This is a genomic window from Flavobacterium sp. UM26, from assembly GCF_057922445.1.
This window is the reverse complement of the sequence record NZ_JBVHCY010000006.1, coordinates 13526-26090: the sequence shown is the minus strand read 5'-3', so window position 1 is coordinate 26090 and position 12565 is coordinate 13526. Positions and strand designations below refer to the sequence as shown.

At 35.7% G+C, this 12565-nt stretch carries 5 protein-coding genes; 1 reads left to right on the top strand and 4 read right to left on the bottom strand.

Annotated elements, in window-relative coordinates; all coding sequences use genetic code 11:
- Positions 1-78: 78 nt before the first annotated feature.
- Together ACZ1AQ_RS08460 and ACZ1AQ_RS08455 are read right to left on the bottom strand one after the other, a co-directional pair.
- The gene (locus ACZ1AQ_RS08460) at positions 79-1914 is read right to left on the bottom strand and encodes a glycoside hydrolase family 13 protein (RefSeq protein ID WP_489632487.1); all 1836 of its coding nucleotides are present in this window, start codon (positions 1912-1914) and stop codon (positions 79-81) included.
- 12 nt (positions 1915-1926) lie between these two features.
- On the bottom strand, positions 1927-3834 hold the full coding sequence (locus ACZ1AQ_RS08455; RefSeq protein WP_489632486.1) for a beta-L-arabinofuranosidase domain-containing protein: 1908 nt from the start codon (positions 3832-3834) through the stop codon (positions 1927-1929).
- A 174-nt stretch (positions 3835-4008) separates the two neighbouring features.
- Between ACZ1AQ_RS08455 and ACZ1AQ_RS08450 the strand changes: the two genes are divergently transcribed.
- Positions 4009-4854, top strand: a complete 846-nt coding sequence (locus ACZ1AQ_RS08450; RefSeq protein WP_489632485.1) for an AraC family transcriptional regulator — start codon at positions 4009-4011, stop codon at positions 4852-4854.
- Position 4855: 1 nt separating this feature from the next.
- On the opposite strand, the gene ACZ1AQ_RS08445 is transcribed toward ACZ1AQ_RS08450, so the two are convergent.
- Together ACZ1AQ_RS08445 and ACZ1AQ_RS08440 are read right to left on the bottom strand one after the other, a co-directional pair.
- A complete protein-coding gene (locus tag ACZ1AQ_RS08445) occupies positions 4856-9877 on the bottom strand; it encodes a T9SS type B sorting domain-containing protein (protein WP_489632484.1) in 5022 nt (1673 codons plus the stop codon).
- A 351-nt stretch (positions 9878-10228) separates the two neighbouring features.
- Positions 10229-12553, bottom strand: a complete 2325-nt coding sequence (locus ACZ1AQ_RS08440) for a T9SS type B sorting domain-containing protein (RefSeq protein WP_489632483.1) — start codon at positions 12551-12553, stop codon at positions 10229-10231.
- Positions 12554-12565 lie beyond the last annotated feature (12 nt).

Below are 12565 nucleotides of genomic sequence, written 5' to 3'. Positions count from 1 at the left end.
GCTAATAATTGAATAAGGTTTTTAAGATATAGATTTTCTCCAGCTAAATCTGAATTCTATTAAAAAACGCGCTTTCATTTATTGTATTTCTAGAATCAACGCCGATTTTGGAGCTACTTCTAGCGTTCCATTCACATTTATTTCTTTACCACTAAGTGCTTCTTTAGCCTTAAAATTGGAAGGAATCATGTCTTGATAGGTTTTCATATCCAATGTGATTTTTTTATCGTTTTTATTCAAAACCACCATTATTTTTTGCGTATCGGTGTATCGGAAATAGACGTAAGCTTCATTTTTTTCAGGAGCATAATGTTTGAATTTTCCATTGTGAATAGCGGTGGCTGTTTTTCTCCAATTGAAAAGTGTTTTAAAATACTGTTGGGCTTCTTGTTCTTCAGTGGTTAAGCCTTTTCCAGTAATGGCATTTTTGGCATCGCCTTCCCAACCGCCATAAAAATCGACCCTTCTGAAACCATCATTGCCAGGTTTTTCTTGTCTGTACAACAGTTCAGTGCCATAATACATTTGCGGAATTCCTCGCATAGTGGCATATAAGGTCATGGCTAATTTCCAATGGTCCAGATTGTGTTGTAATCGAGTATATATACGATCCATATCATGATTATCGGGGAAAATCAACAGATTATTTGGGTTAGGAAACAAATGATCTTCTCCCATTCCACGGTACACTTCTTTCCAGGTAGACTCCCAATCGTTTTTGGTATTCAATGCTTTGACTAAGTTATCAGTCAATGCAAAATCCATCAAGGAAGGCAAGTAACATTGGTAACCGTCGGTATTTTTTTTGTCTTTTTGCCAGTAGGCGGAAATTTCTTTTACGTTGGTCATTTCTTCGCCTACAATGTTAAAGTTGGGATATTCTTCCAAAATAGTTTTGGTCCAATAGGACAAAAAGTCTTTGTCCGCATAGGAAAAAGTGTCTTCTCTAAAACCAGAAAGTCCCGCGTATTCGATCCACCAAATCGTGTTTTGAGTCAAATAACTAGCCATTAATGGGTTTTTTTGGTTTAGATCGGGCATGGTTGTATCAAACCAACCATCAGTATAGCCTTTTTTATCTTGTTCGGTGGCATAAGGATCCAAAAGCGTCGATTTCAAGTGATTGGTTCTTGTTTTGGTATCAGGAAAATTAACCCAATCTTTCATTGGTATGTCTTTGATGAAGTAATATTCAGAACCACAATGATTTAAGACTACATCCCATATCAATCCTATGTTTCTTTTTTTGGCTTCTTGTACCAGTCTTTTAAAATCTTCATTGGTACCGTAGCGAGGATCAATTTTATAAAAATCGGTTGCTGCATAGCCATGATAGGAATATTTTGGCATATTGTTTTCTACCAATGGCGTATTCCAAATTTGAGTATACCCAAGCGATTGAATGTAATCTAGGTTGTTAATAATTCCTTGAATGTCACCACCGTGTCTTCCGCTTTCGTCAGCGCGATTGGCTTTTTCTAAACTACCGGGCAGGTTATCGTTTTTGGGATTACCATTAGCAAAACGATCAGGCATTATTAAGAGAATTGCATCTTTGTTAGAGAAACTTTCTCTTATGGCACTGTTGTTTTCTCTTGCTAATAAAGGAAAGTCTTTAGTCATGATGGTTTTTCCTTTTTTCTTGAAGTCAATCTTAGCTTTTCCAACTTTAGTATCGGGAGCTATGTTTATCGTTACAAAAAGATAGTTTGGATTCTCAACTTTTTCTGTTTTCACGATATTTACTCCTTCATATTTTGTTGTAGGTTCTAAATCTTGAATATTATTTCCGTAGACCAATAACGTGATTTGATTAAGTTTCATACCTACCCACCAATTGGCGGGTTCAATGCGTTGGATCTGTGCTTGAATTGAAGTGGTGATTACTAGTAATAGGATGGTGATTTTTTTCATAAATACAATATTTTAAAAGGAAACTTGTCTTAAAATGGTTTTTCCAAATGGGATAAGAGTCACTATTTTAGTGGTTTGTGTTTTGTTGTTTTTTAAGGTTACCTCTATTTTACCATCTTTAAATTTAGCATAATTTTCCTCAATAAAGGAGTAACTTAACTTTTCTTTAGGAGCATATTCTACATCGTAAAAACCAGTTTTGTACTGTCTTCCTTTTATTTCTTCGGCTTGAATGGGTAACGCAAAAACCTGAGCACCATAGGTAAAATATTTTTCGTTGTTATTGTCCTTTTTGACTATGATTTCAGCTTCAAATTTTAATGAAATCTCCTCTTTTTCTTTACTGTTTTCTTCAAAAAATAAAAAACCGTTGACCTCTTTGTATGGTTTTGATGCAATTATTTTAGTCGCCCAATTGGGTTTTCTGATTTTTAGATTAAATTTTGCCTTTTTAGGATTATGTATTCTAAATGTAAACTGGTTTTCAAAGGGATATTGGGTAACTTCTTCTATTTGTATGGGTTTGTTTTCTATGGTTGTTTTTACAGTTGAAGGGGCAAGCAAACTTGCCACAAGTGTATTGTTAATTTCTAGCAACCAAGATTTTTCTATGAAATAAGGTGTAATTCTACCAGCATTTGGATTGCAACAAACGGCGACATCTTGATGCGCTGGTGAGTATTTGTATCGGGTTTGTTTTCTGTTGGGTTCTATTTCACCATTTTTGGTTCCCATCATTTCAAAAGAGTTATCTGTTTTTAGATAGGCTATGCAGGAATGATTAGGATTTCGACTCCCTTGTGCAGCATTATAAAATATAGTTTCGATGTCATCTCCAAGTTGTGCTTCTCCATTTTTTTGAAGCAAGACGCTGTAACTATCCAAAAGTTCGTGAATAGAGCAATATTCATAACCTGTATGTGTTGCATTGGCTTTTCTTTCTGCAATCCATTCATCACCTATTGGTCCTCCTGTAGTGGTGGTAACTTCTCTAATGCGTTGTATAAAAGTATCAAGGGCTTGTTCCATCTCAGGATTGTTTTTTGTATATGTTGCCACAATTAAAGGTCGTAAATGTTCAAATGTATGAACGCCGTGCGACTGCAGTTTGTAATTTGGATTTAAAATGTTTTGTAACTGTGCATCTTTTTCAGATTGAAACGTTTTTGAGTAATCTAAGTACAAGAACAGGGCATAGTCTAGGTATTTTTGCTCTTTAGTGATTTGATACATCTTGTCTAAAACATCTGTAAATGTTAAGCCGTGAGAAACTCCACCATTGAATTTTTCCCCTGAACTAAACGGACTTGACGCGTTTATGGGATAATTTTGCATTACGTTATCGACAGCTTTTACTAATGAATTCCAAACTTTAGGATCTTTTGAATAGTCATAATAGGCTAATAAACCACGGTACAAAGTGGCTTTTGCCCATAATTCTCCATTTTCTGAATTGAATTTATATCGTAGTTCAGGGTCGTAGATTCCAAGATAGCCATCAGCATCTTGTGTGGCTAAGATTTCTTTGATATGTTTTTTTACTTTTTGTAAAGCCTTGCTGTCATTCAGCAAAATGGCATTTCTTATGTAGCCATCCCACCAATTGGATTGCGTTTCGCTATTCCACCATTTGTATTGATCATCTCCTTCGGCATCTCCCTCTTTTTGATTGCCCAAATCTTTTGCTTTGCTGTGTTTTTGCAGTCTTCCTTTTCCGTATATGGGATCATTAATCAAATCGGGAACTAATTCGTCTAGATGACCAACAAAACCCTTCATGTCATTTTCCATTTGATTTTTTATCCAGCCCGAAGGAGTAATACTTCCAAAAGGTAGTGTTGTGTACTGTTCCTGTTTTTTTTGTTGTGCATTCATAGTACTAAAAAATAATAAGGCAAAAAGAATATAATAGCTTTTCATAGGATTGAAATTGACGTTTTGAAATCATATCTTTTATTTTTTTTAAATAAAAAATACTTAATATATCAAAATTAGTGGAATATACGGTACAGAATTAATCCTATCTTATTCAATTATGATACTATACTGAATTTAAGTTGTTATATTTGATAAAAATATGAATAGTATTGTGTTATGAAGCCAGTTTTAGAACAAATTAGATTGCAGCAACCTAATGCTACTTTTTATAGCTATCGTTTTGAAATTCCTTTTTTTGAATTCAAATGGCATTATCATCCCGAATATGAATTGACTTATATAGTTAAAGGCAATGGTTTTCGATTAGTGGGGAATAGCTATGCACCATTTATAGAAGGTGATTTGGTTTTGATAGGTCCTAATTTACCGCATACTTGGGTAGGGAAATCTAAAGATGATTCGTTGTTTGAAGCAGTTGTGTTACAGTTTTCTTCCTCATTTATAGCTTCTTTTTTAGGTTTTGAGGAAAGTGATGCTTTGCAAAAAATGTTAGTTAATGCCGAAAAAGGACTTTTTTTTACTGCTTCAAACGAGGAAATTAAAAGCTTGATGATTCAACTTACGGAGACTTCGGGTTTTGATCGTATTCTTTCTTTTTTGTCAGTTTTGAATCAATTGAGTGTTGCTGAATCAGTTCCATTGGCCACAGAAAAATTTGTGCCTTTATACTCTTTAGAAACGGAAAGAAGAATTAATAAAGTTTGTGGTTATTTGGAGCAAAACTTCACTAAAAAAATTACTTTGGCTGAGGTAGCGAATTTGATTTCACTTTCGGAAAGTAATTTTTGCAAATTTTTTAAAAAAGCTACGGGTAAAACTTTCTCAGATTATTTGAATGATATTCGAATACAAGAAAGTTGTCAAGTTTTATTAAAAACAGACTTGGATATCAATCAGATTGCTATGCAATGTGGTTATGAGTCTTTGAGTTATTTTAACCGAATATTTTTGAAGAAAAAAGGTTTGACGCCGAGACAATTCCGGCAGTCAAACCTTTTATAAATTATCGTTTCAGGGCAAAATGGCCTTTGATTTCTCGACCATCTTCGAGTACGACTGTGTACCAATAGTCATCAGAAGGTAGTGGTTGACCATTAAAAGTTCCGTCCCAACCATTACTGTTAGGAAAAATTTGTTTGAGCAATTTACCGTATCGGTCAAAAATACGAATCACAGATTTTGAGTTGGCGGCAGTATTGGTCCCTTTAACATTCCAATAATCGTTGTAACCATCTCCGTTTGGGGTGAAGTATTTGGGCGCACCAACAACAGCGATTTCTTTGCTCACAATTCCACATCCATTTTTATCATTGACATAAATTGTGTGAATGCCAGAAGAAATGTTTTCAAACACATTTGAAGAAATAAATGGACCTGTAGCGTCATCTAAACTGTATTCATAATCTCCTTGGCCACTAACATTGATTGTAACTTTGTTCACATCGCTCAAATCAACAATTTCAACAGATTCGATTTTGGCAATGTCGGAGGCGGTTACTTTTATTGTTCTCGTTCTACTACATCCTTGTGCTGTTGCTACTTCAACTGTATAAATTCCCTTGCTAGTAACATCTAAAGTATAACCAGTTTGTCCTACTAGTACAGCTCCGTCTTTTTTCCAAATATAGCTGTAATTCGATATTGGACTTCCATCATTAATCGCGGCGTTGAGTTGTACCGAAAAGGTCGGTAAATTGGTACACACCAAGGCATCTTCAGATCCATCGGTATTCAAATTAATATTGGGCAATGGATTTACCACAAAAGAGATTAAGGTTTCTTCTATGCAAGTCGTATTTTTTGGATTTTCAACCGTTGCTTTAACATTTTGAGTAGCCGTAATAAAAGGATTAGGCAAAGGACTTGGTAAAGGAGTATTGTTAGCATCAAAATAACGAACCACCATTCCAGTTTGACCATTTAATAATTGGCTTTCTATAGTGCTGGTGTCAAAAGCATTTAGTCCATCGGTATCACTTGGGTTAGCATCATCACAAGTAGCAGGAATGGTTACTGCATTAGCAACTGGATGAACGTCGACGATAAATTTGATGGTTGTTTCATCATAACAAGGAACGCCGTTGTTTGTCTTGGTAATGCTGTTCGTTACTCGTGCTTTTATGGTTTGTGATTTAGTCGAAAAATTAGAAGGAAACGGACTGGGCAACGGATTATTATTTTCATCAAAATAGGTAACCACCACATTGGTTTGTCCTTTTAATAAATCGGCTTGTAAAGTTGCTGTATTGAATGTAAAAATGCCATCATTGCTAATTTCATCACACTCTTTGTAGTCAGTAATTGGATTGGCAACGGGTAATTTTTCAACGGTTAGTGTCACATAATTTCCTAAGCCAAAACAGGCGTTGTCTAGATTAGAATCTACTCTTACATAAATAGGGTGTTGATTTGCTATAGTATTTCTGTAGGAAGTGGTATTCGTTATTTCATTAGTTTCGGCTAAAGCATCAGCTTGTGTTGGGAAATATTTTATAGTGTAAGCTGTAGATGGAGAAGGTAACAATGATTGAATATCGGCAGTTACACTACTAAAATTAAAGGTGGCGATTCCGTCTCTGTCGTCATTTGCAGCATCTACATAATCATCGCAAACTACAAAATTGCGCTGAAAAGAGGTTGGAATTTGTGTAGCTGAAACGATTAATTTTATTTCACTTGTACTAAAGCAACCATTTGTGTTTTCTACTCTAGCCCAAACGCTTCCTATACCACTGGTATATTTGGTTGGGTCAGCAATTTTCGTTGCCGCATCATTGTTTGTAGCTCCAGCAGCAGTTTTGAAATAAGTAAACGTTTCGTTTAGATAATTTGTACTAATGAAACTATTTTTTTCGGTGAGATTAAAATCAGAGATACCATCAATGTTATCATCACATTGTTTCAACGTGATACTTGAGGCGACAGTTGGAAGTGCTAATGTGGTTAATGTTGCCACTGTAGAAGTTAAACCACATGAGTTTCCTACTCTGTTCAATTGCACACGATAAATATAGCCATTCATACTTGCGGCAATGCTATTGACTTGTAGTGTTTTAGTTGTAACACCTGAATAATTTGCGTTATTGATTAGTGTAGTCCAAGTTGTTCCATCAGTACTCAATTCCCATTGAAAACTGTCTGCATTAGAGACTACTTCAAAAGTAGTACTTTGTAGTAGACATTGTGATTTGTTACTGGGTTGAGAAGTAATTACGATAGGAGCTCCAATAGTGTAATTTGTATTTGGAGTGGTGTATCCTGTGCCTGATGTAACAACTCCTTTGTCGTTTACCGTCACTGGACTATTTCCTAATAATCCATCTGCGTCAGCATCTTGGAATCCAGCTTCGATGACGTCTTTGCAACCATCATCATCACTATCTAATTCAAAATAGTTGAAATTACCATCTGCATCAGAATCCGCTATGGTATACTTTAATTTTCCGCTATCTGGAGTAGTTTCTAAACTGTCCAATAATCCATTCAAACCTACATTACCGTCTACTTTTCCATCTTTGTTCGCATCGACGGCATTGTGTCCTGCTTCAACTAGGTCATAAATACCATCATTATCGCTATCAAGGTCTAAGTAGTCATAACCAGTGAAACTTATAGTTGCATCAGTATCAAAATTAATGGGTACTAATCCAGGTTCAAAGGCATCATCCAAACCGTCTTTGTTGGTATCTACACCAGTAAATGATTTAAATCCTTTTCCTTGTGCTTCAATACTATCAGGAATTCCATCATTGTCACTATCTAAATCTAGGGCGTTTGCAATACCATCTGCATCAGTGTCCGTTTCTATATTTTGGCCTAGCATAAATGTAGCACGATTGCTAGTTGTTTCCGAAAGATTGTAATGTTTAAATGTTAAGGCTGTAATTTTGTATCCTTGAATTTTAAAGCGCGCACCACCTTGGGGAATAGGGGTAGTGCTTTTAAATCGAAAACGAATTTCAAAAGAGGTAAATTCTTTTACACCACTTTCATAAATTCCATCAAAATTCGTATCAATTAAGACATCATCGAATGGGTTGGTAATTGTCAACGTTTGATTCGTTGGTGCACTAACTACGAAATCTCCATCACCATTGGCTAAATCTCCAACAGGTGTAGTTTGAGAAATGCCATCAATTATATATTGAAAAGTAATGGTTTCAGGTTTTTTGAAGGTCAAAGTATAGCTATTTGGAGTGTTTTTAACAGCAGGTACTTCAGAAACAAATCCATAAAAAGGATAACCAGAAATCGTTCCTGGGCCTGTAATAGTTCCATCATAATCACTTGATGCTAAAGGTGTACTTTGGTTAAGCAACATAGTATTGCTTTCGGTATTGTTTACGATGCCATCATTATCCCAGTCAATATCAATGTTGTTGTTTGTACCGTCATTGTCATCATCTTTGGCACAATCGCTAACAGGGATTTTATCCGAGAAAACATCACTCAAACAACCCGAAATACTTCCTCTAACTTGATAATAACCTGGTGTAGTAGGTGTATAGGTGTTGGTAATAGCCAACGGAATTGCCACATCATCTTTGTACCATTGAAATGTATCATAAGCTGATAAACTACTAATTTTTAAAACAACATTAGGAATGCAAGACGAGGTACCTACAGCAATTTTATCCGATACAATTTCTGGTTTCAAATCAAAACCAGAATAGTAACCGCCATAGGTCGCAGCTCCGTTGGTTGCAAAATAAGAAACATACACTTGTTTGGTAGATTTTACAGCTATGTTTCCTGTCAAATTTGACACAGTATATTTCACAAACCCAGGATTTCCAGTAATTGATTGCGGACTGGCACTAATAGGGGAATTATTGATTAAAACCGTGGCTCCTGTTTCAGTAATGATATTCAATCCACCATCATAAATGATGCTACCAATTTCTTGAATATTTGGAATGTTATCCACCACGTTTGGTGTAGAACAGTTCAAAGGCGGAACAAAAAACATGTTTTGATTGGCTGGTGAAGCTGTTCCTCCAATGCTTTGGTAGGCAAAAACTTTTTCAGAAGTGGTAACATACATGCTACCGTTAATAAAATTGATACCATCAATCGCAATGTATTCTCCTTTGTTTAAGGTAGCAAAAGGGGCTGTACCACCGTTAAGGAAAATTTTGGTTTGGTCTGTATGTGCTACTAGTAAAACTCGCTCTAGTTCGTTTGTTCCCTCTCCTTTGGCAAAAATATATTCAGTTCCCGTGCGTTCAATAGGCACAATTTGATCAAATCCCACATCACGTCCTATTGGATTTCCTGCACCATTTACCACAGTACTATTACTACCACAAAACGAACCCGCGTTAACCGCCACCGCTTTATCCGATTCGATCAAGGCGCCAATCATTTTTCCGCTATTTGACGGTGTTCCGCCTGAGTTATTATTTTCCAATGCCAGTACGTAACTTTCATTTTTGTTTAGCGTCACTGTGATTGGTCCGTTAATTACCGTACCATCGGTCAAAATAGTTCCAATAGGCAAATTCGAAATCGTGACTTTTGTTCCGTTTTCAGTCGCCAAAATGGAGGCAAAATTCAATAAAGTAGTATCAAAAAGAGGATTCAACATCGCTCCCAATCGGAATGTTTTACCCAAAGCACTATTTCCCTTCGAGACCATTCCCCCAGCGTGATTAAAGGCATTAGAGGTGGTTCTTGCCGCATTCACACGAATATTGGCATACACCAAATCCTCGGCTTCAATTACATATCCTTTATTTTTTACAATTCCAATTATGTTTTTTGGAGTAAACAATTGCGTAAAATCGCCCGTTCCTATAAAATAGCGATAGGGATTCAAATTATTCACCACACCCGAAATCACTGTACCACCATTCTCAATAATTTTAAAAGGAACATTTGTAGTATTTGGCGTAGAAATATAAATGTAATGGTCTTCTACCACACCCGATTGCGCGGTAATAGGAGGTAAGTAATGCGTTTTACTAAACTGCGCTTGTACAGTAGAAATTAGAAATATAAAAAAAATGGTTAATAGGTTTTTCATAGGGTTGTTAAAAGCATGATTTATGGTTTTGCCAAATCAAAATATTTCTTTTTTTAGGAGCAGTAACAATAGGCATTGTTAGGTAACATCGTCCCGTTATCCGCTGTATCTTTTCCTTTTTAAAGAAAAAAGAAAAAGGATGCCGCTACTACCGGGGCTAAAAGTTAAGAAATAGATTACTGGCAAACATCAATACAATTGATTTTTAGATTATAAAACCAAAAATAGGTTTATTAAGTGGATAAAAAAAGAGTACTAAAAAGAATTATTTATAAGTTTTTATGCAAAGTAGAGGTATCTTTTTTTATGTTTTTTGCACGAAAAGCAATTTTTTATAAAAGAGCGCAGTAATTATCGTTTTAAACTAAAATGTCCTTTGATGATTCTACCATCAGCAAAAATAAGTTGAAACCAGTAATCATCCGAAGGCAATGGCGCTCCCGTAAAAGTCCCATTCCAAGAATCACCTACAGCAGTTAATTCCTTAAGCAGTTTGCCATATCGATCAAAAATTACGATTCTCGATTGAGGCAAAGTGTTTAAATTATTGATTTTCCAAGTATCATTAAAACCATCCCCATTTGGGGTAAAAAAACGAGGATAGTCCAATACATAAATCAAATCACTAGTAGTGATGCCACAGCCATTTTTATCTCGGATACTAATGGTATAACTACCAGGAGCTACATTGGTAAAAGTAGCGTTGTCTTGATAGCTTGTACCATCTAACGAAAATTCGTAGTTTCCTGTTCCTTTGAATTGTATTATAATAGTGTTTTTATTCCCCGCAAAATCTTTTACCACGGCATTCTCATAAATTGCTTTTTCAGAAGCTTTGACGATGAACGTTTTTGTTTTTTTGCAACCTTTATCGTTAGTTACGGTTACAGTATAAGTGCCCGCTTGCTGCACAGTTATTGCTGCTGTAGTAGTGCCAGTATTCCACAAATAACTTGAAAAACCCGAGTCTACACTCAAACTTACACTATTTCCATTACATAAAAAAAGTGATTCATCTTCAAAATTAATAGGATTAAAAACGTTAACCACCAAATTAATTGGGGTTATGCCATAGCAATCGGAACCGTTTTTAACTCTAGCATAAATAGTTTGTTGAAAAGCTTGAGTAGTTGTAAAAACTGGACCTATCTTGTTTTTTTCTGTCAAAGCATCGGCAAACGAAAGATAGTATTCCGCCACCAAACCCGTTGGCAAACCATTCAACAATTGAGGCGTTACCAATGTGGCTAAATCAAATCGATGCAATCCATCTAGCGTACCATCTTCGTCACAAACAGCAATAGGATTCGGACTCGGAACAACCGTGGTAGCTGTACTCAAAGTAACTGTTGCAATTTTAGAACAGCCATATTTGGAACTAGCCTTCACATAAAGCACTTGATTTGGACTCGAATTACTAAAGCTCGTTAAATTGGTTATTGCGTTGGTCGTATTCTGTGCATCGGTCAAGTTGCTGTGCCATGTAGTTTTTGTAATGTTTACATCATTATTTTTTAGATTGGTATCAGTAGTACTTAAATCATAAGTGGTCAAACCATCTGCGTCAATATCACATTGCACTACAGTGCTGTTATTCAATGTCAAATCTGGAGTGTATTCTATTTTTATTTCTTCTGAGATGATACAAGTTGGCGAAAATGCCACGTCAACTCTATAGGTTCCAGCTGAGGTAACTTGATAGGTAGGTTGGTTTGCGCCATTAATTTTTACTCCATTTCTAAACCATTCAAAAGAATTTGTTGCTGGTAAATTCGTGTTTAAGAGTAATGAATCTCCAAAACAAATCGGGTTATTGGTGGCCAATAAACGATCAGCTCCCAAATCAATTTTAGAGCTGAAACTTCCTGCTTCAATAAAAACAGCCGAGTCAAAAACTTCTTCTCTATCATCGGCAACTACTAATTTGATGTGATAGGTTTTTCCCGCAGTAACCTTTGTTTCGGCGGTCAATACTTTGGTTTGTCCAGCATAATTAATAGGACTATTAAAAGCATTATAGCCATTGAAAAAGTTTTCGTTAATTGCAGGACAGCCTGGTCTAACTCCGTTACTAGTGGTAACTGGATTGATCAATGGGTGGACAATTTTTGACGAAACTGGAGTTGTAGTTCCTGGTAAAACAGCTAAATTTTTGTATGGGGTAGTACTTCCTTTCTCTTTAATTAAAAAAGCAAATCCATCAGAGAACTCACAAGGAAAGTAAGATTGATATTCATTAGAAGCAAACAAATAATTAAAACTTACATAATCCGTTAATGGCACAAAGTCAAATTCAATAACAGAAGCATTAATACTCGAAATGCCAAGTACTGCATCCAAGTCTACATCTCCTCCCCAATTTTTTGAACCTCCACCTCTTTGATTTTCGACATAGGGACCAGGTGTGTTGTTACTGCTCCACGTACTCAAAAATATCCCTTGTTTAAAAGGGAACGAAGTACCGTTAGCATCAAAAAAACCTAAACTTTTTCTACTAGGGGTAAATGTGTCGCCCGATTCACTAAAATTTGAAACTTGAGCACAAGAACTGTTGACCAATACTTTTTCAACTAAATGTTGCGTGTTAAACGTATCGTCTACTTTGATAAATTGCGCTTTTGCTTTTTGAAAAAAACAAAAAACAACTAGTAAAAAAAGGAAAGATTTGATCTTCATAGTACAGCAAAT